The organism is Micromonospora haikouensis (assembly GCF_900091595.1).
In the GTDB taxonomy this organism is placed as follows: Bacteria; Actinomycetota; Actinomycetes; order Mycobacteriales; family Micromonosporaceae; genus Micromonospora; species Micromonospora haikouensis.
In genome coordinates this window covers 181,808-207,590 of record NZ_FMCW01000005.1, presented here as the reverse complement: position 1 = coordinate 207,590, position 25,783 = coordinate 181,808, and the positions used below count along the sequence as shown (strand labels likewise).

19 protein-coding genes are annotated in these 25,783 nt (G+C 76.1%); 14 read left to right on the top strand and 5 right to left on the bottom strand.

Annotated elements, in window-relative coordinates; all coding sequences use genetic code 11:
• Window positions 1-39: 39 nt before the first annotated feature.
• The 3 genes from mshB (at window position 40) to GA0070558_RS07225 (ending at window position 1,973) form a co-directional block, all read left to right on the top strand.
• A complete protein-coding gene (gene mshB, locus GA0070558_RS07235) occupies window positions 40-969 on the top strand; it encodes an N-acetyl-1-D-myo-inositol-2-amino-2-deoxy-alpha-D-glucopyranoside deacetylase (protein ID WP_091277068.1) in 930 nt (309 codons plus the stop codon).
• A 17-nt stretch (window positions 970-986) separates the two neighbouring features.
• The gene (locus GA0070558_RS07230) at window positions 987-1,427 is read left to right on the top strand and encodes a hypothetical protein (protein WP_091277202.1); all 441 of its coding nucleotides are present in this window, start codon (window positions 987-989) and stop codon (window positions 1,425-1,427) included.
• An 81-nt stretch (window positions 1,428-1,508) separates the two neighbouring features.
• Entirely contained in the window at window positions 1,509-1,973 is a 465-nt protein-coding gene (locus GA0070558_RS07225; protein WP_091277065.1) for a hypothetical protein, read from the top strand.
• Between the two features lie 18 nt (window positions 1,974-1,991).
• Here the strand turns inward: GA0070558_RS07225 and GA0070558_RS07220 are convergent, their stop codons facing one another.
• Complete coding sequence (locus tag GA0070558_RS07220) at window positions 1,992-3,098, bottom strand: GNAT family N-acetyltransferase (protein ID WP_091277062.1); 1,107 nt, start codon at window positions 3,096-3,098, stop codon at window positions 1,992-1,994.
• A 78-nt stretch (window positions 3,099-3,176) separates the two neighbouring features.
• On the opposite strand from GA0070558_RS07220, the gene fdxA reads away from it, so the two are divergent.
• From fdxA to GA0070558_RS07195, 5 genes are read left to right on the top strand one after another with little or no spacing between them, the layout of a single operon-like run.
• Entirely contained in the window at window positions 3,177-3,503 is a 327-nt protein-coding gene (gene fdxA / locus GA0070558_RS07215) for a ferredoxin (RefSeq protein ID WP_007072862.1), read from the top strand.
• Window positions 3,500-4,615: a succinyldiaminopimelate transaminase gene (gene dapC, locus GA0070558_RS07210; RefSeq protein ID WP_091277200.1), complete on the top strand. Its 1,116-nt coding sequence runs from the start codon at window positions 3,500-3,502 to the stop codon at window positions 4,613-4,615. Before fdxA ends, dapC begins: the two co-directional genes overlap by 4 nt.
• A 9-nt stretch (window positions 4,616-4,624) precedes the next feature.
• Window positions 4,625-5,746 carry a prephenate dehydrogenase gene (locus GA0070558_RS07205; protein ID WP_256091797.1) on the top strand — a complete coding sequence of 374 codons (1,122 nt, stop codon included), beginning with the start codon at window positions 4,625-4,627 and terminating at the stop codon, window positions 5,744-5,746.
• A gap of 59 nt (window positions 5,747-5,805) precedes the next feature.
• Window positions 5,806-6,456, top strand: a complete 651-nt coding sequence (locus GA0070558_RS07200) for an SIMPL domain-containing protein (RefSeq protein WP_091277059.1) — start codon at window positions 5,806-5,808, stop codon at window positions 6,454-6,456.
• Entirely contained in the window at window positions 6,456-7,103 is a 648-nt protein-coding gene (locus tag GA0070558_RS07195; RefSeq protein WP_091277056.1) for a nucleoside/nucleotide kinase family protein, read from the top strand. Before GA0070558_RS07200 ends, GA0070558_RS07195 begins: the two co-directional genes overlap by 1 nt.
• 91 nt (window positions 7,104-7,194) lie before the next feature.
• Here the strand turns inward: GA0070558_RS07195 and GA0070558_RS07190 are convergent, their stop codons facing one another.
• Both GA0070558_RS07190 and GA0070558_RS07185 read right to left on the bottom strand, forming a co-directional pair.
• Window positions 7,195-9,810, bottom strand: a complete 2,616-nt coding sequence (locus GA0070558_RS07190) for a hypothetical protein (RefSeq protein ID WP_091277051.1) — start codon at window positions 9,808-9,810, stop codon at window positions 7,195-7,197.
• A 117-nt stretch (window positions 9,811-9,927) separates the two neighbouring features.
• A complete protein-coding gene (locus GA0070558_RS07185; protein ID WP_091277048.1) occupies window positions 9,928-10,485 on the bottom strand; it encodes a sugar O-acetyltransferase in 558 nt (185 codons plus the stop codon).
• Window positions 10,486-10,675: 190 nt separating this feature from the next.
• On the opposite strand from GA0070558_RS07185, the gene GA0070558_RS07180 reads away from it, so the two are divergent.
• On the top strand, window positions 10,676-14,008 hold the full coding sequence (locus GA0070558_RS07180; RefSeq protein WP_091277045.1) for a S8 family serine peptidase: 3,333 nt from the start codon (window positions 10,676-10,678) through the stop codon (window positions 14,006-14,008).
• 103 nt (window positions 14,009-14,111) lie between these two features.
• On the opposite strand, the gene dapD is transcribed toward GA0070558_RS07180, so the two are convergent.
• The gene (gene dapD / locus GA0070558_RS07175) at window positions 14,112-15,071 is read right to left on the bottom strand and encodes a 2,3,4,5-tetrahydropyridine-2,6-dicarboxylate N-succinyltransferase (RefSeq protein ID WP_091277042.1); all 960 of its coding nucleotides are present in this window, start codon (window positions 15,069-15,071) and stop codon (window positions 14,112-14,114) included.
• A gap of 24 nt (window positions 15,072-15,095) precedes the next feature.
• Here dapD and dapE point away from each other — a divergent pair, with 24 nt between their 5' ends.
• Complete coding sequence (gene dapE, locus GA0070558_RS07170; protein WP_077936743.1) at window positions 15,096-16,169, top strand: succinyl-diaminopimelate desuccinylase; 1,074 nt, start codon at window positions 15,096-15,098, stop codon at window positions 16,167-16,169.
• 139 nt (window positions 16,170-16,308) lie between these two features.
• On the opposite strand, the gene GA0070558_RS33295 is transcribed toward dapE, so the two are convergent.
• A complete protein-coding gene (locus GA0070558_RS33295) occupies window positions 16,309-16,476 on the bottom strand; it encodes a hypothetical protein (protein WP_176734129.1) in 168 nt (55 codons plus the stop codon).
• Window positions 16,477-16,638: 162 nt separating this feature from the next.
• Between GA0070558_RS33295 and GA0070558_RS07165 the strand changes: the two genes are divergently transcribed.
• From GA0070558_RS07165 to GA0070558_RS07150, 4 genes are all read left to right on the top strand, one after another.
• A complete protein-coding gene (locus tag GA0070558_RS07165; RefSeq protein ID WP_091277038.1) occupies window positions 16,639-17,523 on the top strand; it encodes an LOG family protein in 885 nt (294 codons plus the stop codon).
• A gap of 4 nt (window positions 17,524-17,527) precedes the next feature.
• Window positions 17,528-18,073, top strand: a complete 546-nt coding sequence (locus GA0070558_RS07160; RefSeq protein ID WP_091277035.1) for an LOG family protein — start codon at window positions 17,528-17,530, stop codon at window positions 18,071-18,073.
• Between the two features lie 503 nt (window positions 18,074-18,576).
• Window positions 18,577-22,089, top strand: a complete 3,513-nt coding sequence (locus GA0070558_RS07155; RefSeq protein WP_256091807.1) for an ATP-dependent helicase — start codon at window positions 18,577-18,579, stop codon at window positions 22,087-22,089.
• Between the two features lie 37 nt (window positions 22,090-22,126).
• The gene (locus tag GA0070558_RS07150) at window positions 22,127-25,621 is read left to right on the top strand and encodes an ATP-dependent helicase (protein ID WP_091277032.1); all 3,495 of its coding nucleotides are present in this window, start codon (window positions 22,127-22,129) and stop codon (window positions 25,619-25,621) included.
• Window positions 25,622-25,783 lie beyond the last annotated feature (162 nt).

Here is a 25,783-nt window from a genome sequence, read left to right as displayed (position 1 = left end):
GGACGCGTCGGGGCCGGCGCGGGCGAACCGCCGGTTAGAGTGACCGTCGTGACGACGCTGCCCGACCGCCGCCTCCTGCTGGTCCACGCGCACCCCGACGACGAGTCCATCGGCACCGGTTCGACGATGGCCCACTACGCCGCCGCCGGTGCCCACGTCACGCTGGTGACCTGCACGCTCGGCGAGGAGGGCGAGATCCACGTGCCGGAGCTGGCGCAGCTCGCCGCCGCCGAGGCCGACCAGCTCGGCGGGTTCCGGATCGGGGAGCTGACCGCCGCCTGCGCCGCGCTCGGCGTCACCGACCACCGGTTCCTCGGCGGCGCGGGCCGCTACCGCGATTCCGGGATGATGGGGATGGCCACCAACGAGCACCCCCGGGCGTTCTGGCAGGCCGACCTCGACACGGCCGCCGGGTTCGTCGTCGAGGTCATGCGGGAGGTACGCCCGCAGGTCATGATCACGTACGACCCGAACGGCTTCTACGGCCACCCCGACCACATCCAGGCGCACCGGGTGGCGATGCGGGCGCACGAGCTGGCCGCCGCCGAGGGGTTCGCTCCGGCCAAGGTCTACTGGACGGCCATGCCGCGCAGCGTGCTGGAGGCCGGCCTGAGCCACTTCACCGAGGCGGCGGACAACCCGTTCGAGGGCATCGGCAGCATCGACGACCTGCCCTTCGGCACCCCGGACGAGCAGATCGCCGCCCGGATCGACGCCACCGACCAGCACGCCGCGAAGGAGGCGGCGATGCGGGCGCACGCCACCCAGATCCCGGCCAACTCCTGGCTCTACTCGATCGCCGGCAACTTCGGGGCCGAGTTCATGGGCGTGGAGTACTTCACGCTGGCGGTGGGGGAGAAGGGGCCGGGCAGCGGCCCGTACGGCTGGGAGGACGACCTGTTCGCGGGGCTCGACCTCGACGGGGACGGCGCGGGGCGGACCCCGGTCGCGGCGGCCGGCGTCCGGTGACCCTGCCCGCCGCGCCGATGTCGGTCCTCCCGCCGCAGGCCCCCGTCCCGTCCCCGCCGGGGCGGTCGTGGCGGCTGCTCGACCTCGCCCTGCGGGTCGCCGGTGGCGTGGTGGCCGTGGTGGGCGCGGTGGCGACGGGCCTGCTGGAGCTGATCCTGTCCACCGTCCGGGTCTCCGGGACGCTGGTCGGCGCGTCGGTGCCGGTGGTGGTCCTCGCCAACGTGGCGTTGAGCTGGTTCGCCCACGCGGCGGTGGGCCGCCGCTGGGCGGTGGTGCTGCCCGCCACGCCGTGGTTCGTGCTGATGGGCGCGGCGGCGATCCGGACCAGCGAGGGCGACCTGCTGCTGGCCGGGGACAACTGGGTCGGGCTGGCGATGATCGTGGCGGGCGCGATGACGTTCGCGGTGATGGGGTTCCGGCAGGTGCTCGCACCGCCACCGGTCGGTCGCGACGGGTGATGACGACGCACAGGTTGCGGTGGTAGATATTCCTGCCAGGAGGCCCGCCGTCGGGGTGGGCGGTGCGGCGGGAGGCGTGCGATGAGGGATCGGTGGCGGGCGGTCGGGCTGCTCGCGGTGGCGTTGTTCGCGGTCAACGTGGTCGCCCGGGTGGTCATCCGGCTCGGTTTCGACGGCGACGACACTGCCGCCGACCGGGTGTCGCTGGCGATGTTCCTGGTGATCGGGCTGATCCTCGCCGGGCTGGCGTTCCGCTGGGGGCAGGACCGCCCGCTGGGCCGCTGGGCGGCCGACGTGGCCGCCGGCGTCGGGGTCGCGCTGCTGCTGACCGTCCTGGTCGGGCCGCTGCTGGTCGGGCATAACCCGTTCGGGGGTGGGGCGGGCACCTTCTTCGCCCAGATCTGGCTCTACCTCGCGGCGACCGCCGCCGGTGTCCTCGTCGGCTACCTGACGGTCACCGCGCTCGGCCGCGACCACCGCTCCCGGATGCTCAAGCGCTACGCCGAGATCAAGACCGCGAAGCCGCGCCGCCCCGTGCGCCGCTGACCGTCTGCCCGTCGAGGGTCAGGGCGCGACGCGGGTGAGGTAGGTGTGGTGCGTGGTGAAGCCCAGGCGTCGGTAGAGGGTCACCGCCGGGGTGTTGCGCTGCTCCACCTGGAGGAACGCGCCGGAGGCGCCCAGGGCGGCACCCCAGTCGGCCAGGGCGCGGACGACGTGGGTGGCCAGGCCCTGGCGGCGGGCGTGCGGCAGCGCCTCGATCAGGCTCAGCCCGAGCCAGCGCCCGTCGCCGGTGACCGTGCCCCGGCCGACGGCGAGCAGCACGCCGTCGGCGTACACGTGGGCGAAGCGGACCTGGCCCACGGCGGTGAGCACGTGGCGGGCGGCGTCCGGGAGGCCGCCCTTGCGCCCGGCGGCGACGGCGAGCCAGTCGTCGGACGGCGCGGCGGCCAGCTCCACCGGCGGCAGGCCGGCGCGGCCCGGTGCGGCGGGCGGGGTGCCGGCCCCCGGCTCGACCTCGCCGTGCCGGCCCGGCGGCGCGTCGACCCGGCCCGGCGAGGCGTGGCCCGCCGGTTCATCGTCCGGTCCTGCGTGCTCCGGTCGTGCGTCGACCGGGGCGGCTCGGCCCTGCGGCGGGCCGGCTCGCAGCGGGGCGAGGGGCGCGGTCTGCACCAGCGTCAGCGGCCGGGAGGTCCAGCCCCGCGCGTCCAGCTCGGCGCCGACCGGGGCGGCGAGCGGCAGCGGCGTGTTGACCAGGGCGGGCTGCCCGAGGTCGGCATACCAGCGCTCGACGGCGTCCAGCGCGGCCGGCAGCGGCCGGTCCGGGTCGCCGACCGGCAGCGCCGAGTTCGCCCGGCCGGTCCAGCCCTCCGCGCTGCGCAGCAGCCAGTCGCCGAGCCGGCCCCGGGTGGGCGCCGGCCACGCCTCGTCGGAGGCCAGCTCCAGCGCCACGACGGCGGCGGCGGTCGGCCGCCGTGCCGGCGGCACCCGCTTGGCCCGGTGCACCTCGGCCACCGGCACCCGCAGCCGGCCCTGGTCGGTGGCCAGGGTGACGTGGGTCTCGGTCAGCTCGACCAGCTCGCCGAGGGCATCGGAGAAAAGCGGGCGACCCTCGCGAACCCCCACAATCCGGCGGACCACGATCCGGTGTCCCACATCCTGCTGTCGGAGCACGATCGACCCCCTCCCCGGCGAGATACTAGGCTCTAACCGTCGCGGTGATCGCGGCGTGTCTTGCGGAGGAGAAGACCGGTGACCTACATCATCGCCGAGCCCTGCGTGGATGTGCTCGACAAGGCATGCATCGAGGAATGCCCGGTCGACTGCATCTACGAGGGCAACCGGATGCTCTACATCCACCCCGACGAGTGCGTCGACTGCGGTGCCTGTGAGCCGGTCTGCCCGGTCGAGGCGATCTTCTACGAGGACGACGTCCCGGAGCAGTGGAAGGACTACACCGGGGCGAACTACGAGTTCTTCGAGGACCTGGGCTCGCCCGGTGGCGCCTCGAAGATCGGCAAGGTGGAGAAGGACGCGACGTTCGTCGCGGGCCAGCCGCCGCGCGGAGAGGGCCACTGAACCGGCCCGCGCCGGTCTCGTCGCGGCTGCCCGAGTTCACCTGGGACACCCTGGACGCCGCGGCCGCCCTGGCCGCGGCGCACCCGGACGGCCCGATCAACCTGTCGATGGGCACTCCGGTCGACCCGGTGCCCCCGGTGATCCGGCAGGCTCTGGCCGACGCGTCCGACGCACCCGGATACCCGCTGACCGCCGGCACCCCCGCCCTGCGGGACGCCGTCGCGACGTGGGTGGCCCGGTCCTGCGACGCGCGCGTCGACGGCCTCGGCGTGCTGCCCACCATCGGCTCCAAGGAGCTGGTGGCGTGGCTGCCCACCCTGCTCGGCCTCGGGCCCGGTGACGTCGTCGTGGTGCCGTCGATCTGCTACCCGACGTACGAGGACGGGGCGCGGATCGCCGGGGCCACCACCGTGCGCACCGACTCGCTGACCGCGCTCGGCCCCGACCCCCGGGTCCGCCTGGTCTGGGTCAACTCGCCCGGCAACCCGACCGGCCGGGTGCTGCCCGCCAACCACCTGCGCAAGGTGGTCGACTGGGCGCGGGAGCGGGGGGCCGTCGTGGCCAGCGACGAGTGTTACCTGCCGCTGGGCTGGTCGGCCGCCGCCGAGCCGGTCTCGGTGCTCGCGCCCGAGGTCAGCGGCGGGTCGTACGACGGGCTGCTGGCGGTGCACTCGCTGTCCAAGCGCTCCAACCTGGCCGGCTACCGTGCGGGCTTCGTCGCCGGGGATCCCGCCCTGGTGGCGGAGCTGCTGAAGGTGCGCAAGCACGCCGGCATGATCGTGCCGGCCCCGGTGCAGGCGGCGATGATCGCCGCGCTGGGCGACCAGGAGCACGCCGACGCCCAGCGGGAGCGCTACCGGGCCCGGCGGGAGCGGCTGCTGGCCGCGTTCACCGGGGCCGGGTTCACCGTCGAGCACTCCGAGGCCGGGCTCTACCTGTGGCTGACCCGGGGCGAGGACTGCTGGGCGACCGTCGACTGGCTGGCCCGCCGGGGCATCCTGGTCGCGGCCGGCGTGTTCTACGGGCCGGGCGGCGCGCAGCACGTCCGGGCGGCGCTGACCGAGTCCGACGAGCACGTCGCGGCGGTCGCCGCCCGCCTCGCCCAGCCCTGACGGCGCGTGATGGTGGACAGTCTCCGGGCCGCGGTGGTGGGCACCGGGCTCATCGGCGGCTCGATCCTGCTCCGGCTGCGGGAGCGGGGCGTCGACGTCGCCGGCTGGGACCCGGACGCCGCCACCCGGGCGGAGGGCCGCGCGCGGGGGATCGACTTCCCCGACGCGCTCGCCGACGCCGTCCGCGACCGGGACGTGGTGTTCCTCTGCGGCCCGCTGTCCAGCCTGCCGGAGACCCTGCGCACCGTCGGCGGGCTGACCGGCACCGACTGCGTGCTCACCGACGTCGGCAGCACCAAGGGCGGGATCGCCGCGTACGCGGCGGGGCACGGGCTGACCGGCCGGTTCGTGCCGGGTCACCCGATGGCGGGGACGGAGCGCGCCGGGCTGACCGCCGCCAGCCCCGCCCTCTTCGACGGGGCGGCCTGGGTGCTCTGCCCCACGGCGGCGGGCCTCGACCGGTTCCGGACGCTGGCTGCCCTGCTCGTGGACGTGTTCGGCGCGCGGATCGTACCGCTGGATCCGGACGCCCACGACGCGGCGGCGGCCCTCGCCTCGCACCTGCCGCACCTGCTGGCCGGCGCCCTGGCCGCGACGGTGGCGGAGGCCGACCTGCGCGACGCCGCGCTGGGGCTGGCCGCCGGCAGTTTCCGCGACGGCACCCGCGTCGTCGGCACGCCGGCCGCCCGCACGGTGGACATGCTGCTGAACAACCGCGACCAGGTGCTCGCCCAGCTCGACCGGGTGCGCGGTCTCCTCGACCGGTATGCAGCCGCGCTGCGCGGCGGCGACGCGGCGGCCCTGGCCGACCTCCAGCAGCGGGCGCGCGGGCTCCGGCTGGCGCTGCTCGACCGGGAACTGCCCGCCGCCGCCCCCCGCACCTTCCCGCGCGCCCTCCCGCCCGGCGCGGAGCCCGACGGCGCGGAGCCCGACGGCGCGGAGCCCGACGGCGCGGAGCCCGACGACGCGGCGGCCGACGGCGCGGCGGCCGACGGCGCGGCGCGTGGCGCGGCGGCCGACGGCGAGCTGGCGTACCTGCTGTCGCTCGGTGCGGCCGGCGGCTACCTGACCGGCTGCGCGGTCACGGACGCCACGGTGACCTACGCCGCCCACCTGCCCCGCGGGTGTTAAGAAGGGGCCCCTGCCCTACAGAATGCGTTAACAGGGTGCCCTTCCTTTAGGGTGAAAGCATGGTGGACGGACCGGTCGTGGCGGTGCGCGGCGAGGCGTACCGGGAGGTTCCGCCCGAGCTGGCGCGGTTCACGGTGACCGCGACGGCCCGGGACCGCAGCCGGGAGGCCGTGCTGAGCCGGCTCGCCGAGCGGGCCGCCGCCGTGCGGGTGCTGCTCGACGCCGCCGAGCCGGCCGTGGACCGCCGGGAGACCGGCGACCTGCGGGTGTGGCCGCAGACGCGCCGCTCCGGCGAGCGGGTGGTGGCCTGGCACGGCAGCGTCGGCACCACCGTCACCGTCACCGACTTCACCGCGCTGGGCGAGCTGATGCTGCGGCTGGCCGACCAGGACCAGGTCGAGATCGCCGGCCCGTGGTGGTTGCTGCGGCCGGACAGCCCCGCCCACCGCGACGCCCGGCACGCCGCGATCGCCGACGCGCTGGCCCGCGCCCGGGAGTACGCGGAGGCGCTCGGCGCCCGGGTGACCGCCCTGCTGGAGCTGGCCGACACCGGGGCGGCCCCGCAGCCGATGTTCGCCCGCGCCGCGTTCGCCGGTGGCGGCGGCGGGGAGTCCGGCGGCCCGCCGGAGCTGGACCTGGACCCGCAGCCGCAGTCCGTGCACGCGGCGGTGGAGGCCCGGTTCACGATCTCCGAGCCGGTGCTGGGCTGATGCCGACCGCCGACGGGCTGGCCGCCGAGGAGCTGGTGGCGCGGGCCCGCGCCCTGGCCGACGCCGGCCCCCGCCAGCTGCTGGGCATCGCGGGCGCGCCCGGGGCGGGCAAGTCGACGCTGGCCGAGCGGGTCGTCGCCGAGCTGGGCGGGGTGGCCCGGCTGGTGCCGATGGACGGGTTCCACCTGGCCCAGGCGGAGCTGCGCCGGCTCGGCCGGGACGCGCGCAAGGGCGCGGTGGACACGTTCGACGTGGTCGGGTACGTGTCACTGCTGCGCCGGCTGCACCGGCTGGAGCCGACCTCGGTGTGGGCGCCGGAGTTCCGCCGGGACCTGGAGGAGCCGGTCGCCGGGGCGATCGAGGTGCCGCCGGAGGTCCGGCTGGTGGTGACCGAGGGCAACTACCTGCTGCTGCCGGACTACCCGTGGGACGAGGTGCGGTCGCTGCTGCACGAGGCGTGGTTCCTGGACCTGGACGCCGACGTGCGGCACCGTCGGCTGACCGCCCGGCACGAGGCGTACGGGCGGTCGCCGGAGCAGGCGCGGGCCTGGGCGCTGGGCAGCGACGAGACCAACGCGGCCCTGGTGGCCGGCACCGCCGGCCGGGCCGACCTGGTGGTCCGGCTGGCCGACCCGCCGCCGGCCTGACCGGGGCGGCGGCACCGACCGCGCCCCGGCGGGCGGTCCGGCCGACGCCGTGCCAGCCGTCGCCCCGGCGAACGGAACCTGCCCCGGCAGGTCAGCCGACGCCCTGCCGGGGCGAGGGGACGCCGCGCCGCAGCAGCCACGTCACCCGGGCCCGCTCGCGGCGGAACTCGGCGGCGTCCGGGTAGGCGCTGTGGTTGCGGATCGGCGGGTCGGCGACCTCCCCGCCGGTGGGGTGCAGCGCGTCCGGGTCGTGGACGGGCAGGTTCCGTTCGCCGGCCGTCACCGGCCAGCCCAGCGGGTCGGTGTCCCGCCAGAAGTTGGTCCAGCCGGGCCGCCCGGACGGCCCGCGCAGCGCGTCGGCCAGCGCCGGCAGCCGGTCCGGCCCGAAGTACGCGGGGAAGATCCGCCCGTACAGCCGGGTGAGCTGGCAGCCGTAGGAGAAGAACCAGATCCGCCGTCGCCACCGGGCGGGGAGCTGGAGGAGCACCGCCGCGCAGATCACCGCGCCCTGGCTGTGCCCGGAGAGGATGATCCCGTCGACCCGGCGGGGGTCGTGCTCGCCGAGCGCGAGCAGGCCGGCGGTGCGGGTCTGGAGTTCCGGCACGGCCCGTTCGGCGTAGCTGGGCGGGGCGAGGGGGTGCGCGGCCCGGGGCCAGAAGGTGCCGATGTCCCAGAGCACGCCGACCGAGCGGCGCACGGTGTCGTTGCGGTAGACCATGAGCCCCACGGCGGCGATGGCCACCGGCAGCCAGCCGAGCAGGGTGTCGCCGGCGTCGGCCACGGCCTTGACCACCGTCGGCCAGCCGGTCACGGCGGTCACGTCCGGCGGGACGTGGGAGAGGGCGGCGGCGGAGCCGAGGGTGGCCAGGGCGGCGCCGACCGCCGCGTACCAGCCGATGAGGCGCAGGGCGTGCTCGCCCACCAGCCGGTGCAACGCCCGGTACGCGCTCACGTCGCGGCAACGCCGCCGGTCGTGCGCGGAGAGGGTGTTGTCGGCGGGCACCAGGGCGGCGTACTCCTGCCGGCGGAGCCGGTGGAACAGCAGGCCGGCGCGGAGCGCGACGCCGGCCAGGGCGAGCACGGCGACGGCGAAGGCGAGGCCGGCCCACATCACCGGCAGCGGCGGGACGACCCCGGTCCGGCCGCCCGCCGGGTTGCCGTCGGTGAGCCGGTCGGTGACCCAGTAGAGCACCCCGGAGCAGTACGCGATGCCGAGCAGCCAGCCGAACCCGGCGATCACGGCCGGCCCGCGCCCGCCCCAGGCGAGGTCGGCGTGCGGCTGCCCGGGTCGGGGCGGCGCGGCGGGGCCGGTGCGGGGCAGCAGCAGGCCGCCGCCGGCCAGCGCGATCGCGGGGACGGTGAGCATCCAGTCGTCCAGCCGTTGCGGGGCCGGCGGGGTGGCGGGCAGCCAGCCGGCGATCCAGGCGACGCCGAGCGGCAGGAGCAGCGCGGCGGCGACCGGCGCGGCGAGCGCCCGCCGGCCGGACCGGGCCACCGCGCCGATGGCGGCGAGCAGGAGCACCTGCCCGGTGCCGTACCAGGCGATGATCCAGTCGTAGCCGGGCAGCGAGCGGTCGATGAGGCAGCCGGCCTGCGCCGGGTCGCGGATGCACCCGGCGGGTGGGCGCAGTTGCGCCAGCGGGGTGCCGGCCGGGCCGTCGGGCAGCAGCAGGAGTAGCACCGTGCCGGTCACCCCGGCGCAGGTCAGCACGATGACCGTCGCGCTCCACGGGCCGAGGGGGGTGTCCCCGGCGCGGCGGCTCAGCCAGGGGCGGCCCAGGGCCACCACGGCGATCAGCACCACCGCGCCGAGCAGCGCCACGGTGGGCCAGGCGACGGCGGCCCGTACGCCCAGCGGCGGGTCCATGGCGAGCACCGCGCCGAGCGGCACGGCCACCGCGACCACCGCGCCGACGCAGAGGTGCAGCACCCCGGCACGACGCAGCTGCCCCTCCCCGCACCAGAAGGTGGGGTCCTGCAACGGGTTGGCGCTGGCGGCCTGCTCCTGCGGGGGGCCGCCGCCGGCGGGGTCGCGGGGCGGGGCCGGGTCGTGGGAGGGTTCGGCGGCCGGGCGGGCGGCCGGCGCGGCGGGCATCTCCGCCTCGTACTGGTAGGTCCGCCAGGCGAGCAGGCCGAGCAGCGCCAGCAGGCCGAGGGGGATCGCGAGGCCGACGACGAGGGAGTGCGCGCCCTGCCGCCACCAGCCGTGGGCGAGGAACTCCCACACGCCCGGGACGCGGCGCAGGCACTCCTCGTCGACGCACTGCCAGGCGACGAGGTCTACGCCGATGCCGGTGGCGGCGAGGACGAGCGTCCCGGTGAGGCTGAGGCAGAACAGCCGGACGAGCCAGGCGGTGATCCCGGACCGGCTGCCCCAGCGTTCCTCGTCGGGGTCGGGCGGGATGCCGGGCCGGGCGTGCAGCGCCACGTTGGCCAGGGTGAAGGGCAGCAGCAGCGTCCAGAGGGCCCGCTCGACGTCCCGCGCGGTCCGCGCGCCGGAGGTCAACTGCCCCCAGCTGTACGCCTCGACGACCACCGAGTCGTCCGGCCCGACGTCGGTGGAGCGGTAGAAGCCGGTGACCTCGTCGCCGGCGACGAGCCAGGGGCGGGGGCCGTCGTCGCCGGGTTGTGGGTCCAGGCCGAGCACCTGGTCCGGGGGAGTGTTGGACACCCCGTGTACGCGTAGTTCGAGCACCCGACCGGCCATCGGTACCTCCTAGTGATGGCTCCACTACCCAGAGTGCACCTCCCGGGCTCGCTTCTGCCACCCCTGGGGCGAGATGTTTTCGCAGGTAAGCGCCGTGTTGACCGGATCTTCGGTCGCTCAGCCGATGGGGCGTACCACCCGGGCGGGGTTGCCCACGGCGACGACGTTCGCCGGCAGGTCGCGGTTCACCACGGCCCCGGCGCCGACGACCGTGTTGTCGCCGATGGTGACTCCGGCGAGCACGATCACCCCGCCGCCGAGCCAGACGTTGTCGCCGAGGGTGATCGGCTGTCCTGCCTCCCACTTCTGCCGCCGGGGCTCCGGGTCGACGGGGTGGGTGGCCGTCAGGAGCTGCACGTTCGGTCCGATCTGGACGTCCGCGCCGATGGTGATCGGGGCGACGTCGAGGAAGACCCCGTTGAAGTTGACGAACCCGCGCGGCCCGAGGTGGATGTTCCAGCCGTAGTCGCAGTGGAACGGCGGGCGGACCGCGGTGCCCTCGCCCACCGAGCCGAGCAGTTCGCGCAGCGCGGCCAGCCGGGCCTCGGGGTCGGTGGCGGAGGTGCGGTTGAACGCCTCGTTGCGGCGCGCGGCGAGGTCCAGGTCGGCCAGGAGTTCGGGCCCCTCGGCGCGGTAGAGCTCGCCGGCCAGCATGCGGTCCTTCATGGAGGTCATCGGACGATGATGCCCCGCCGGATCTCGACTCTGTGCGAAGTTCGTCACGTTTATGTCTTCACCTATGCATACCGAGTATGCAATTCTTCTCCTGTCAATGCGACCCCGTCATTGATGACGCCTCATGAGGAGGATCGAGTTGCCTCGAAAGGGAAGAAAACCGGCCAGCCTGGCGCTGGCCCTGGGCCTGGTGCTCGCCGCGCCCCTGACCGGCCCGGCCGCCGCCGCCCCGGCCACGGCCCCCGCAGCCGGGTCACCGGCGACGCCCGCCGCGACCGGCGGCACCGGTCCGGCGGGGCCCGTCGCTGGCCGACCGGCCACCGTCACCCTGGTCACCGGCGACCGGGTCACCGTCACCGGCTCCGGCGCGGTGAGCATCCGCCCCGGGTCGGGGCGCGACAAGCTGCGCTTCCTGGTCCGGCGTGACCGGGGCCACGTCACCGTGCAGCCACAGGACGCCCTGCCCCTGCTGCGCTCCGGCCGGGTGGACCCCCGGCTGTTCGACGTGACCGAGCTGATCGCCGCCGGCTACGACGACGCCCGCCGCGACAGCCTGCCGCTGCTGGTGTCGTACCGACCGGGTGACGCCCGCCGGGCCGTCGCCGGCATCGCCGGCACCCGGGTGACCCGCGACCTGCCGGCCATCCGGGGCGCGGCCGTTACGGCCGAGAAGGCCCGGGCCGGCGCGGTCTGGGGCGCGGTGACCACCGGCCGGGCGGCGGCCCGTGTCGACACGGCGGGGGGTGTCGACCGGCTCTGGCTGGACGGCAGGCGCCGGGTCACCCTCGACCACAGCGTGCCGCAGATCGGCGCCCCCACCGCGTGGGCGGCCGGCCTCACCGGCAGGGGCGTCACCGTCGCGGTGCTGGACACCGGCGTCGACGCCGAGCACCCCGACCTCGCCGGCCGGCTCGCCGAGTCGCGCAACTTCAGCGAGGTCGCCGAGCCGGGCGACACGATCGGCCACGGCACCCACGTCGCCTCCACCATCGCCGGCAGCGGCGCGGCCTCCGGCGGGAAGTACCGGGGCGTCGCGCCGGACGCCACGCTGGTCTCCGGCAAGGTGTGCGAGGACAACGGCTGCTCCGACTCGGCGATCCTCGCCGGCATGCAGTGGGCCGCCGTCGACAAGCGGGCCACCGTGGTCAACATGAGCCTCAGCGGCTGGGACACCCCTGAGGTCGACCCGCTGGAAGAGGCGGTGCAGACCCTCACCGCGCAGACCGGCACCCTGTTCGTCCTCGCCGCCGGCAACTACGGCACGGACGCCTCCGTCGGCTCCCCGGCCAGCGCGGACGCCGCCCTCGCCGTCGGCGCGGTCGACCGGGACGACGAGCTGGCCGACTTCTCCAGCCGCGGCCCCCGCACCGGCGACGACGCCCTCAAGCCGGACATCACCGCCCCCGGCGTGGACATCGTCGCGGCCCGCGCCGCCGGCACCACGCTCGGCGAGCCGGTCGGCGACCAGTACGTGGCGGCCTCCGGCACGTCCATGGCCACCCCGCACGTCGCCGGCTCGGTGGCGCTGCTCGCCCAGCGGCACCCCGACTGGAAGGCCGGCGCGCTGAAGGCCACCCTGATGGCCGCCGCGAAGCCGCACCCCGAGCAGACCGCATACCAGCAGGGCGCGGGCCGGGTCGACGTGGCCCGGGCCATCGGGCAGCAGGTCACCAGCGACCCGGCGAGCGTGTCGTTCGGCCGGGCGCAGTGGCCGCACGACGACGACCCGGTGCTCGACCGCACGGTCACCTGGCACAACTCCGGGACCGCCCCGGTCACCCTCGACCTCACGATCGAGGCCACCGGGCCGGACGGCAAGCCGACCCCCGCCGGTCTGTTCCGCCTCGGCGCGTCCCGCGTCACCGTGCCGGCCGGCGGCACGGCCGGGGTGCAGGTCAGCGCCGACACCCGGGCCGACGCCCCGGACGGCTACCACACCGGCCGGGTCGTCGCCCGCTCCGGCGACACCGTGGCGGTCACCCCGATCGCCGTGCACCGCGAGGTGGAGAGCTACGACGTCACCATCAGCCACCTCGGGGTCGACGGCAAGCCCACCACCGACTACGGCACCAGCCTGATGAACCTGGACGGCTTCACCTTCCCCATCGACATCTACGGCGGCGTCTCGACGACGACCGTGCGCGTGCCGAAGGGCCGCTACGGGCTGGCCAGCTACCTGTTCGCCACCGACGAGGCGGGCGAACCCACCGGGGCCACCCTGCTCGCCCGGCCCGAGTTGGTCGTCGACGGGCCGGTCAAGCTCACCCTCGACGCCCGCGCCGGCAAGCCGGTGCTGGCCACGGTGCCGCAGCGCGGTGCGACGGCGGAACTGGTCGACGTGAGCGCGATCTTCTACGGGGCCGACGACAGCATCTACTCGTTCAGCCTGTGGAGTTACGGCTTCGACGGGCTGACCAGCGCGCAGGTCGGCCCGGCGAGCACGCCGGACCGCTTCGTCGCCACCATCGGCAGCCAGTGGGTCGACGCGGACGCCGAGAGCAGCCCGTACCTCTACGCGCTGTTGGAGGCGTTCCCGGGTCGGCTGCCGACCGGCTTCGTCAAGCACTACCGCGCCAAGGACCTCGCCACCGTCGTGCACACCTTCCGGGACGCGTACCCGGGGATGGAGGCGGAACGGATCGTCTACGGCGAGCCGGAGTACAACACCGGCACGTCCGCGCTGGTCGTGTCCACGGCGGTGCCCGGCAAGCGGGTCGAGCACTACAGCACCAACGCCGTGAGCTGGAGCACCGAGCTGGACTTCGGCACCCCGACCGAGGACGGCTGGCTGGACGTGAAGGCGCTGCTGATGTCGCCGTCGACGACGTACCGGGCCGGCAGCACCGGGCACGAGACGTGGGGCGCGGCCCCGTTCGCGCCGTCGTTCCCGGCGCGGCGCTGGGGGACCGAGGGGATCACCCGCCAGGGCGACCTCATCGTGGTCGACCTGGCCGCGCACAGCGACGCGGCCGGGCACGTCGGCGGGTCCCGCAACGAGACCCAGTGGACCCGGCTCTACCGCAACGGGAAGCTGGTCGGCGAGAGCGGATATCCCGGCTACGGCGAGTTCGAGGTGCCCCCGGGCGCGGCGAACTACCGGGTGGAGACCCTGGCCACGCGCGACATCGCCGACCTGAGCACCGAGGTGACCGCCGCGTGGACGTTCCGCTCGAAGCACGCCGCCGGTGACGAGTTCGTGCCCCAGCCGGCGGCGGCGGTGCGCTTCGCCCCGGCGCTGGCCGCCGACAACAGCGCCCCGGCCGGCCGCACCTTCACCGTGCCGGTGCGGGTCGAACCGCAGGAGGGCGCGCCGACGGCGAAGGTGGCCTCGCTGACCGTCGACGCCTCCTACGACGGCGGCAAGACCTGGCGCAAGGCGGAACTGCGCCGCCAGGGCACCGGCTGGGTGGCGACGCTGCACCACCCGGCGGGCACCGGCTACGCGTCGCTGCGCGCCACCGCGAAGGACACCGCCGGCAACACGGTGACCACGCGGATCATCCAGGCGTACCGGCTGAAGTGACCCGGCGTCCGGGCCCGGCGGTCCCATCCCGCCGGGCCCGGACGTGCGGCCCTACCGTCGCCCGTCGGCGCGCAGGCCGCCGTCGCCCGTCCCGCGCGGGGCGTCAGTCGTTGGCGTGCAGGGCGGCGTTCAGCTCGATGCCCCGGCCCGTGCGCGGGCGGGCCTCCAGCGCGCCGGTGACCGAGTTGCGCCAGAACAGCAACCCGTCCACCCCGGACAGCTCGCGGGCCTTGACCACCCGACCGTCCGGCAGGGTGATCTTCGAGGCCGCCGTGACGTAGCAGCCGGCCTCGACCACGCAGTCGTCGCCGAGCGAGATGCCGACGCCCGCGTTCGCACCGACCAGGCTCCGCTCGCCGATGCGCACCCGGTCGGTGCCGCCGCCGGAGAGGGTGCCCATGATCGACGCGCCGCCGCCGATGTCGGAGCCGTCGCCGACCACCACGCCCTGCACGATCCGCCCCTCGACCATCGAGGTGCCCAGCGTGCCGGCGTTGAAGTTGACGAAGCCCTCGTGCATGACCGTGGTGCCGGCGGCCAGGTGCGCGCCGAGCCGGACGCGGTCCGCGTCGGCGATCCGCACCCCGGAGGGCACCACGTAGTCGGTCATCCGGGGGAACTTGTCCACCCCGTGGACGGCCAGGTGGCGGCCGGCGGCCCGCTCGATCACCCGCAGCTCGTCCACCCGCTCCGGCGGGCACGGCCCGGCCGACGTCCAGGCCACGTTCGCCAGCTTGCCGAAGATGCCGTCGAGGTTCAGCTCGTTGGGCCGCACCAGGCGGTGGGACAGCAGGTGCAACCTGAGGTACGCGTCCGCGGCGTCGGAGATCGGGTCGTCCAGCGAGCCGATCACGGTGACCACCTGGACCGTACGCAGCCCCGGCAGCGCCCGCTCGCCGACCGCCCCCGGCGGCAGGTCCAGCACGTCCGCCTCGTCCTCGCCCGGGACCAGCGGCAGCTCGCCGAGCCCCAGCTTGCCCGTCGGATACCAGGTGTCGAGCACCTGCTCGTCAGCGGTGATCGTGGCCAGGCCGATGCCCCACGCAGGCTGTGCAGTCGTCACGCCTGTGACGGTACCGTGCGAACCATGGAGAACCCGCTGACCCCCGAGGTCCTCGCCGATCCGGTGGCGTTGACCCGTGCACTGGTCGACATAGAGTCCGTCTCCCTCCACGAGAAGGCCATCGCCGACTGCGTCGAGGAGGTGCTGCGCGGGGTGCCGCACCTGACCACGTTCCGGCACGGCAACACCGTGATGGCGCGCACCGACCTGGGGCGGGCCTCCCGGGTCGTGCTCGCCGGGCACCTGGACACCGTGCCGCTGAACAACAACTTCCCGTCGACCATGCGCGGCGACCTCATGTACGGCTGCGGCACCTCCGACATGAAGTCCGGCGTCGCGTACGCGCTGCACCTGGCGGTCACCCTGCCCGACCCGCGATACGACGTGACGTACTTCTTCTACGAGGCCGAGGAGATCGAGTCCAAGTACAACGGGCTCTTCCTCGTCGCCGAGGCGCACCCGGAGTGGCTCCAGGCGGACTTCGCCGTGCTGCTGGAGCCGACGTACGGCATCGTCGAGGCCGGCTGCCAGGGGACCATGCGGTCGGTGGTGACCACCACCGGCGTACGGGCCCACTCGGCGCGCTCCTGGCACGGGGTGAACGCCATCCACGGCGCGGGCGAGGTGCTGCGCCGCCTCTCGACGTACGAGGCGCGGCGCGTCACCATCGACGGCTGCGACTACCGCGAGGGCATGAACGCGGTGCGGATCAGCGGCGGCGTCGCCGGCAACGTGGTGCCCGACCGGTGCGAGATCGAGGTCAACTACCGGTTCGCGCCCGACCGGACGCCGGCCGAGGCCGAGGCGCACCTGCGCGAGGTCTTCGACGGCTTCGAGCTGCGGGTGACCGACGTGGCCGCCGGGGCGGCGCCCGGGCTGGAGGCGGCCCCGGCGAAGGAGTTCCTGGCCGCCGTCGGCGCCGCGCCGATCGGCAAGCTCGGCTGGACGGACGTGGCCCGGTTCGCCGCGATGGGCATCCCCGCGCTCAACTTCGGCCCGGGCGACCCCAACCTGGCCCACCACCCCGACGAGCACGTCGAGATCGGCAAGATCCGCGACGGCGCGGCGACCCTGCACCGCTGGCTCGCCCCGGCCTGAGCGCCCCGGGGCCGGCGCGGCCTGAGCGCACGGGTGCCGGCCCGGCCCTGAGCGCACGGGTGCCGGCGCGGACGCGCCGGGGCGGCCCGCTGCACCGCGCTGCGGTGGGCGGGCCGCCCCGGCGACGTGCGTCGGTCGGTCAGGCGGTCGGGGCCAGGGACGACTCGGGGCGGGTGTCGGTCGGGTCGCCGGTGAGGTCGGCGACGGGGGCTTCCATCTGCCGGGCGCGGCGGCGCTCGGCCACCACGTCCCGGATCCGCCGCTGCATCTGCCGACGGATCCGGATCATCTCGCTGTTGCTGATCACGCTGGCTCCTCCCCCGAAGGCGCGTGCCGGGGCATACCCGGTATATGAATGGTAAGACGTACGGGCGAGCGAATTAGTTGCCCTGGTCGCGGAAAATTTCTCCGACCCGCCCCTGGTGCGGGCGTCGCACCCCGCTACCGCCCCTCCACTACGGTTGCTTCCATGAGTGACAGGGCTGCCAGGAGCGACAGCGGCGGGCGCGGTCCGGCCCGCGAGCCGGGGCGGGAGCGGCACCGGGGCGCGGTCACGCTGCGTCGCGGCGCGATCCCGACCAGCACCGCCGACCAGCGGCTGCTGGACTCGCGTGGCCGTGGCGACTGGAAGACGAAGGACGCCTGGCGGGCGCTGCGCATCCTGTCCGAGTTCGTGGAGGGTTTCGACACCCTGGCCGACCTGCCGCCCGCGGTCAGCGTCTTCGGCTCCGCCCGCAGCAAGCCGGACAGCCCCGAGTGTCGGCTGGCCGAGGAACTGGGCGCCGCCCTGGCCCGCGCGGGCTACGCCGTGATCACCGGCGGCGGGCCGGGCGTGATGGAGGCGGCCAACCGGGGCGCCAGCGAGGCCGGCGGGCTCTCCGTCGGGCTCGGCATCGAGCTGCCCTTCGAGCAGGGCCTCAACGACTGGGTCGACCTGGCCATCGACTTCCGCTACTTCTTCGCCCGCAAGACCATGTTCGTCAAGTACGCCCAGGCGTTCGTGGTGCTGCCCGGCGGGTTCGGCACCATGGACGAGCTGTTCGAGGCGTTGACGCTGGTGCAGACCGGCAAGGTCACCCGGTTCCCGGTGGTGCTGATGGGCACGGACTACTGGCGGGGCCTGCTCGACTGGCTGCGCGACACGATGGCCGCCGACGGCAAGATCGGGCCGGTCGACCTGGAGCTGATCTGCCTCACCGACGACGTGGACGCCGCCGTGCGGCACATCGTGGCCGCCGAGGCGGCCCTCTCCGCCGAGCAGGAGGCGATCCGCGAGGAGGCGGTCGCGCGCACCGAGGCCGACCAGCGGGCCGCTGCCGAGGGTGCCGCCGCCGACCAGGCCCGGGAGGGCTGAGCCGGTGGCCGCGATCTGCGTGTTCTGCGCGTCCTCCCGCACCCTCGACCAGCGCTGGCTGGACCTCGCCGCCGAGACCGGCCGGGAGATCGCCCGGCGCGGGCACACCCTGGTCAGCGGCGGCGGCTGCGTCGGGATGATGGGGGCGGTGGTGGACGGTGCCCGGTCGGCCGGCGGCCGCACGGTCGGGGTGATCCCGCAGTCCCTGGTCGACCTGGAGGTCGCCGACCTCGCCTCGGACGAGCTGCTGGTCACCGCCAGCATGGCCGACCGCAAGACGCTGATGATCGAGAAGTCGGACGCCTTCCTCACCCTGCCCGGCGGGCTGGGCACCCTGGACGAGCTGTTCGAGGTGTGGACGACCGCCACCCTCGCCCTGCACACCAAGCCGATGGTGCTGGTCGACACGGACGGCTTCTACCGCCCCCTGCTCGACTGGCTCACCACCCTCACGGACCGCCACTTCCTCAAGCCGGCGGGCCAGGACCTCCTCCTGGTGGCCGACACCATCTCCGCCGCCCTGACCACCCTGGAATCCCACCTCCCCTGACCCGCCCCCTTGCCCCTTGCCCCTTGCTCCACCCCGCCCTGCCTCCTCCCGCCCCCCGCAGGGCGAGGCTGCGGAGGGAGGGGCCGGGGCGGGGGTGGGAGGAGGCGGAGCGGGGCGGGGAGGCCCGGGGTGGGGTGAGTGTCGGTGGGGCGTGGTGGGATGGGGGGATGCAGGCGTACCGGCTGGTGCGCCGGCCTGTCGAGGCGGCCCGGGGGGACCGCCGGTCCGACGGGGCGGCGTTGGGGGGCGGTCGGCCCGAAGGGGCGGCCGGGCGGGAGCGTCGGGCCGGCGGGCCGGGCGGCGATGGCGCGCAGGCCGACCACGGCGGGCAGACCGGTCACGGCGGGTTCGACAACGGCGCGCGGCAGGGCGTTGGCGTGCGGCCGGGCGACGACGTTCGGCAGCCCGTTGGCCTGCGGCAGCGCGTTGACCTGCGGCAGGACGTCGACGTGCGGCAAGACGATGGCACGCGGCACGACGATGACACACCGCCGGGCGACGACGTGCGGGGTGGCGCGGCGGGGCTGGCGTGGGGCGACGGGTGGCGGGACGACCCGGTGCAGGCCGAGGTCGTGGCGCACACCGACGGGCCGATGCTGGTCGTCGGTGGGCCGGGCACCGGCAAGAGCAGCGTGCTGGTGGAGGCGGTCGCCGCCCGGGTGGCCGAGGGGGTCGACCCGGAGCGGGTCCTGGTGCTCACCTTCGGCCGGCGGCAGGCCACCGACCTGCGCCGCCGGATCGAGGCCCGGGTGGCCGGCGACGGGCAGCGGGTGCTGCGCGAGCCGCTGGTGCGCACCTTCCCGGCGTACGCCTACGGGCTGCTGCGCCGGGCCGCCGCCGAACGGGGCGAGCCGTCGCCGCGCCTGCTCACCGGCCCCGAGCAGGATCTGATCATCCGGGAGTTGCTGGACGTGGTCGGCGAGGAGCCCGACGACGACCCGGTCGGCTGGCCGGAGGACCTGCGGCCGGCTCTGCGTACCCGGGCGTTCGCGGCCCAGCTTCGCGACCTGCTGATGCGGGCGGCGGAGCGCGGGGTGGGCCCGGTGGAGCTGGCCCGGTTGGGCGAGCGGCTGGGCCGCGCCGACTGGCCGGCCGCCGCGCGTTTCCTGCGGGAGTACGTGGCCGTGCTCGCGCTGCGCGACGTCAGCAACCGCGGCTCGGTCGCGTACGATCCGGCAGAGCTGGTCCGGGCCGCCACCGGCCTGCTGCTCGACGACCCGGGGCTGCTGGACGCCGAGCGCCGCCGCCTCGCCCACGTCTACGTCGACGAGCTGGCCGACACCGACCCCGCCCAGCTCGACCTGCTCGCCGTGCTGGCCGGCGGCGGCAAGTCCCTGGTCGCGTTCGCCGACCCCGACTCGGCCACGTACGCGTTCCGGGGCACCGACCCGGCCGGGGTGGCCGCCTTCCCGCACCGCTTCCGCACCGCCTCCGGGGCGCCGGCCGCCCAGGTCGTGCTGACCACGTCGTACCGGGCGGGGCCGGGGCTGATCGCCGCGACCCGGCGGCTCGCCGGCCGGCTGCGTGGCCCGGCGGCCCACCGGCGGCTGCGCCCGCTGCCCGACGCCCCACCCGGCACGGTGGAGGTGCGCACCTTCCGCTCGGCCACCAGCGAGGCCGCCTGGCTGGCCCAGGCGCTGCGCGCCGCGCACCTGCTCGACGGGGTGCCGTGGTCGCGGATGGCGGTGCTGGTGCGCTCGACGGCCCGGCAGTTGCCGGCGCTGCGCCGGGCCCTGCACACGGCCGGGGTGCCGACCGTGGTGCACGGCGAGGACCTGCCGCTGCACCTCCAGCCGGCGGTCGCCCCGCTGCTGCTCCTGCTGCGCTGCGCCCTGGAGCCGGCCCGGTTGGACGAGGAGGCGGCGGTGGCGCTGCTGCACTCGCCGCTGGGCGGGGCCGACCCGCTGGCCGAGCGGCGGCTGCGCCAGGGGCTGCGGGCGCTCGCCCTGGCGATCGGTGACCGCCGCCCCTCCGGCGAGCTGATCGTCGACGCGCTGCGTGACCCGGAGGAGCTGTCCGGGATCGACCGGCACTGGGCGGAGCCGGCGCAGGCGGTGGCCGGGCTGCTGGCGATCGCCCGGGAGGCGGCCCAGCGACCGGGTGCCACCGCCGAGGACGTGCTCTGGGCGGTGTGGGACGCCAGCGGCCTGGCCGAACGCTGGGCGGGCGCGATCGCGCTCGGCCGGGCGGCGACCGGGGAGCACGAGACCGCGCGGCGGTGGCGGGCCGAGGCCGCCGACCGGGATCTCGACGCCGTGCTGGTGCTCTTCGACGCGGCGGCCCGGTTCGCCGACCGGCTGCCCGGTGCGCGCACCGAGGTCTTCCTCGACCACGTGCTCGGCCAGGATCTGCCGGCCGACACCCTGGCGCCGACGGCGGACCGGGGGGAGGCCGTCCGGCTGCTCACCGCGCACGCGGCGAAGGGGCTGGAGTGGGACCTGGTCGCCGTCGCCGGGGTGCAGGAGGGCGTCTGGCCGGACCTGCGGCTGCGCGGCAGCCTGCTCGGCTCCGAGCGCCTGGTGGACGTGCTCGCCGGCCGCGACGCCGGCGGGCACGACATCGGCGGGTACGACATCGGCCAGACCGGGCGGGCCGCCGGCGACGGCGGCCGCGGTGGGCAGGCTCCGGGCGACGGCGGGCGGGCGGTCCTCGTCGGGCAGACCTCCGCCCTGCTCGACGAGGAGCGCCGGCTCTTCCACGTGGCCGTGACCCGGGCCCGCCGCCGGCTGCTGGTCAGCGCGGTCGCCTCGGCCGCGGTGGGCGGCGACGACCACGAGGAGCAGCCCAGCCGGTTCCTGTACGAGCTGGACCCGACCCCGCCGCCGGGCGGCGACTCCGCCGGCCAGACCCCCGACGGCGGCCCGGACGGCGGTGGCGACACCGGCCCTGTGCCGAGCGGCGAAGCGGAGGCCACCCCTGTGGCGAGCGGTGGCCATGCGGGCGGCGCGGCGGGGGCCGGCACTCCGGCCGACGGCGGTGCGGAGCCTGGCCGGGGGAGTCTGCCGGTGGCCGGGCCGCCCCGGGCGCTGACCCTGCCGGCGTTGGTGGCGGAGCTGCGTACCGCCGTGGCCGACCCGGCCGCGCCCTACCACCGGCGCAGCGCGGCGGCGGCCGAGCTGGCCCGCCTCGCCGCCGCCGGGGTGTCCGGCGCGCACCCCGACGACTGGTGGGGGCTGCGCGGCCTCTCCGACGACCGGCCGCTGGTCGACGAGGGGGAGCCGGTGCGGGTCACCCCGTCGGGCATGGACAGCGCTTTGCGGTGCAGCCTGCGCTGGCTGCTGGAACGGCACGGCGGCAGCGGCCCGGCCAGCGCCGCGCAGGGGGTGGGCAACCTGGTGCACGCCGCCGCGATGCTCGCCGAGGACGCCAGCGCCGACCGGTCGGCGCTGCTGGAGTACGTGGCGGCCCGGTTCGACGCGATCGAGCTGGCCGCCCGGTGGATGGTGGGCCCCGAGCGGGAACGCGCCGAGGCGATGGTGGACAAGCTGCTGCGCTGGCTGGCGGGCAACCCGCGCCGGCTGCTGGCCATCGAGCACGAGTTCGCCGTGCGCCTGGACGACCCGCAGCGGCCCGTCGAGCTGACCGGCCGGGTCGACCGGCTGGAGGTCGACGCCGACGGCCGGCTGGTGGTGGTCGACCTGAAGACCGGCAAGTCCACCGTGGTCACCGAGCGGGAGATCGGCGAGCACCCGCAGCTCGGGGCGTACCAGGCGGCGGTCGAGGCGGGGGCGTTCGCCGAGTACGGCGACGAGTCCGGCGGGGCGGCCCTGGTGCAGCTCGGCACGGGGGCGCGCGACGCCCGGGAGCAGAGCCAGCCGGCGGCGGGGCAGGGGCCGGCGGCCGGCTGGGCGACCGCGCTGGTCCGGCGCACCGCCGATACGATGGCCGCCGCCACCTTCGCCGCGGTCGCCAACTCCAAGTGCCGGGTCTGCCCGGTGCGCACGAGTTGCCCGGTGTCCGGGCAGGGGCGCCAGGTGGTCGAGCCGCCGACCCTCCGCCGGGAGCAGCCAGAGTGAGCTTGCGAGTCGCGCAGTCGCGAACTGAGGACCTCCCGTGACCCAGCCCGCCCTGTTCAGCGCCGCCACCCCGGCGCCCCGGGCCGCCGACTCCGGCCCCCGCTACACGCCGGTCGAGCTGGCGAAGCTGCTCCGGCTGCCCGCGCCCACCCGGGAGCAGGCCGCGATCATCGCCGCGCCGGTCGAGCCGCTGCTGGTGGTCGCGGGGGCCGGCTCGGGCAAGACCGAGACGATGGCCGCCCGGGTGGTCTGGCTGGTGGCCAACGCGTACGTCCGGCCGGAGCAGGTCCTCGGCCTGACGTTCACCCGCAAGGCGGCCGGCGAGCTGGCGCACCGGGTGCGTACCCGGCTCGACCAGTTGGTGCGCCGGCTGGGGCGGCGGGGCCGTGACCCGCTCGACGACCCGCTGGCCGGCGAGCCGACGGTGTCCACCTACCACTCGTACGCGGGGCGGATCGTCACCGAGCACGGGCTGCGCGCCGGGTACGAGCCGACCACCCGGCTGCTCACCGAGGCGTCCCGCTGGCAGCTCGTGGACCTGCTGGTGCGCAACTACGACGGCGACATGACCGGCGTGGACCGGATGCCCAGCACGATCACCGACGCGGTGCTGGCCCTGGCCGGCGAGCTGGACGAGCACCTGGTCGACCCGGACGCCCTGGCCGCCTGGACGGGCCGGTTCTTCGCCGACGTGCAGTCCCGCCCCGGCCGGGTCTACGCCGACGTGCGCAAAGCGCTCGCCCTGCAGCAGACCCGGCTGAAGCTGCTGCCGCTGGTCCGCGCGTACGGCCGGCGCAAGGACGACTTCGAGGCGATGGACTTCGCCGACCAGCTCGCCCGGGCGGCCCGGGTGGCCCGGGACCACCCGGCGGTCGGGGCGATCGAGCGGGACCGGTTCCGGGTGGTGCTGCTCGACGAATACCAGGACACCAGCCACGCGCAGGTGGTGCTGCTCAACGCGCTGTTCGGCGGCGGTCACCCGGTGACCGCCGTCGGCGATCCCTGCCAGTCGATCTACGGCTGGCGCGGGGCCAGCGCGGGCACCCTGGACCGCTTCCCGGCCGAGTTCGCCCGCGTCGACGGCACGCCCGCCGCCGTGCTGGGGCTCACCACGAGCTGGCGTAACCGCCCGGAGATCCTGGGGGTGGCGAACGCCCTGGCCACGCCGCTGCGGGCGGCGGGGGCCCGGGTGCCGGAGCTGCGCGCCGCGCTGAGCGTCGCCGACCCGATCGGCCACCGCACGCCGGGTGGCCTGGCCGCCGGCACCGTGCACTGCGCTCTCCTGCCGACGTACGCCGACGAGGCCGACTGGATCGCCGACAGCGTTCTCGCGGCGTGGCGGGGGGCGGCGGGGATGCCGGGCGCGCTGCCCGAGCACGTACCGGTGCCGTTGCGGCCCACCACCGCCGTGCTGGTGCGGCTGCGCAGCCAGATCCCGGCGCTGGCCACGGCGCTGCGCGCCCGGGGGCTGCCCGTCGAGGTGGTGGGGCTGGGCGGCCTGCTGGACACCCCCGAGGTGCGGGACGTGGTGTGCACCCTGCGGGTGCTGGCCGACCCGACCGACGGGGCGGCGCTGCTGCGGCTGCTCACCGGGGCGCGTTGGCGGATCGGGCCGCGCGACCTGGTGGCCCTGCACCGGCGGGCCCGGTCGATCGCCGCCCAGCGTCGCCGGCTCGCCGCCGGGGACGAGCCGGAGGTCGCCGTGGACCTGCTCGACGAGGCCACCCTCGTGGAGGCGCTGGCCGACCTCGGGCCGGCCCAAACGTACTCCGACCAGGGCTACGCGCGGCTGCGCGCGTACGGCGAGGAGCTGGCCCTGCTGCGCTACCGGCTGGACCAGACGCTGCCGGAGCTGATCGCGGACGTGGAGCGGACCATCGGCCTGGACGTGGAGGTGGCGGTGCGGGCGGGCCGGGACGGCACCGGCGACGCCGGCCTGGCCCGGGGCCACCTGGACGCCCTCGGCGACGTGGCGGCCCGGTTCAGCGGTGAGTCCCCGGCGGCGACCCTGTCGGGGTTCCTCGCCTACCTGGCCGCCGCCGAGGACGAGGAGCGCGGCCTCGCCCCGGGCGAGGTGGAGGTGGTCGACGGCGCGGTGCAGATCCTCACCGCGCACGCCGCGAAGGGCCTGGAGTGGGACGTGGTGGCGGTCGCCGGCCTGAGCCGGGGCGTCTGGCCGGGGCCGGTGCGCAACTCCGACCACTGGCTGGGCGGGCTGGGGGTGTTGCCGTTCCCGCTGCGCGGGGACGCCGACGGGCTGCCCGAGCTGGGCCTGGCCGACGCCGCCGACCAGCGCGCGGTGGCGCGGGCGCTGGCCGACTTCACCGACGCGTGGCGGGCGCACGACGAGCGGGAGGAGCGCCGCCTGGCGTACGTGGCGGTGACCCGCCCCCGGCGGCTGCTGCTCTGCTCCGGCTACTGGTGGGGCGAGGGGACGAAGCGCCCGCGCGGCCCGTCGGCGTTCCTGCGGGAGGTGTACGACGCGTGCTCCGGCGGCGACGGGCTGCTGGTGGACCGGTGGGCTCCGGAGCCGGCCGGTGACGCGGTGAACCCGACCTCGGAGGTGGTGCTGCGCGCCGAGTGGCCGGCCGATCCGCTGGGCGGTCGCCGTCCGGCGCTGGCCGAGGCCGCCGCGCTGGTGCGCCGCTTCCTCGCCGACCCGGACGCAGAACCGATCGCCCCGGGTGCAGGCCCGGCCGCCCCCGGTGGCGAGGCCGCCGTCCCGGGTGGACGCTCCGGCCGCGCCGGCGACGAGCGGGGGCCGGTCGTCGCCGAGGACCCGGAGGTGGCGCGCTGGCGGCGGGAGGCCGACCTGCTCCTCGCCGAGCGGGCCGAGCTGGTCGCCGGGGCGGGGGCGGTCGAGGTGGTCCTGCCCGGGCAGCTTTCCGTCACCCAGCTGGTGGCGCTGCGCCGCGACCCGGGTGAGCTGGCCCGCGCCCTGCGCCGGCCGATGCCGAGCGCGCCGAACCCGTACGCCCGGCGGGGCACCGCGTTCCACACCTGGCTGGAGCAGCGCTTCGGCGCGGACCGGCTGCTCGACGTGGACGAGCTGCCCGGGGCGGCCGACGCCGACGCCGCGCCGGACGAGGCTCTCGCGGAGTTGCAGGCGCGCTTCCTGGCCGGAGAGTGGGCGCAGCGGGTGCCGGTGGAGGTGGAGGTGCCGTTCGCCACGGTGATCGCCGGGGTGGTGGTGCGGGGCCGGATGGACGCGGTGTTCGCCCGGCCGGGCGGGCGGTTCGACGTGGTGGACTGGAAGACCGGGCGGCAGCCGGTCGGGGTGGAGGCCGAGGCGGCGGCGGTGCAGCTCGCCGTCTACCGGCTGGCCTGGGCCGAGCTGGCCGGGGTGCCGGTCGACCGGGTCGGCGCGGCCTTCCACTACGTGCGGGACGGGGTGACCGTCCGCCCGGCGGACCTGCTGGACGCCGATGGGCTCACCGCGCTGGTCGCGGGCGTGCCGGAGGCCGGCCGCGGCCACGTCGCCACGGGCGCCGACGCCCCGGCGGCCGGGGCGCGGCCAAGAATTTCCGGGTGACGGGCGACAAGATCCGTGCTAGCCTTGCTGCGTTGCAGTTATGGTTCCCAGAGACTCTGTGTGCGCCTGGCGGATTGTGGCCCCAGGCGCTCTTTGTTGTGTCCGGAGTTCTCCGGGCGGGGCGACCAGAAGCGACAGGCGATTCGCGCATCCCGCGCGGAG

Bases quoted from the DNA above. Each gene is read 5' to 3' on its own strand.
- GA0070558_RS07225 (WP_091277065.1), top strand. From the start codon at position 1,509: ATGAGGGATCGGTGGCGGGCGGTCGGGCTGCTCGCGGTGGCGTTGTTC.
- GA0070558_RS07195 (WP_091277056.1), top strand. From the start codon at position 6,456: ATGCCGACCGCCGACGGGCTGGCCGCCGAGGAGCTGGTGGCGCGGGCC.
- GA0070558_RS07200 (WP_091277059.1), top strand. From the start codon at position 5,806: ATGGTGGACGGACCGGTCGTGGCGGTGCGCGGCGAGGCGTACCGGGAG.
- dapE (WP_077936743.1), top strand. From the start codon at position 15,096: ATGGAGAACCCGCTGACCCCCGAGGTCCTCGCCGATCCGGTGGCGTTG.
- GA0070558_RS07230 (WP_091277202.1), top strand. From the start codon at position 987: ATGTCGGTCCTCCCGCCGCAGGCCCCCGTCCCGTCCCCGCCGGGGCGG.
- GA0070558_RS07185 (WP_091277048.1), bottom strand. From the start codon at position 10,485: ATGACCTCCATGAAGGACCGCATGCTGGCCGGCGAGCTCTACCGCGCC.
- GA0070558_RS07165 (WP_091277038.1), top strand. From the start codon at position 16,639: ATGAGTGACAGGGCTGCCAGGAGCGACAGCGGCGGGCGCGGTCCGGCC.
- GA0070558_RS07190 (WP_091277051.1), bottom strand. From the start codon at position 9,810: ATGGCCGGTCGGGTGCTCGAACTACGCGTACACGGGGTGTCCAACACT.
- GA0070558_RS07205 (WP_256091797.1), top strand. From the start codon at position 4,625: ATGGTGGACAGTCTCCGGGCCGCGGTGGTGGGCACCGGGCTCATCGGC.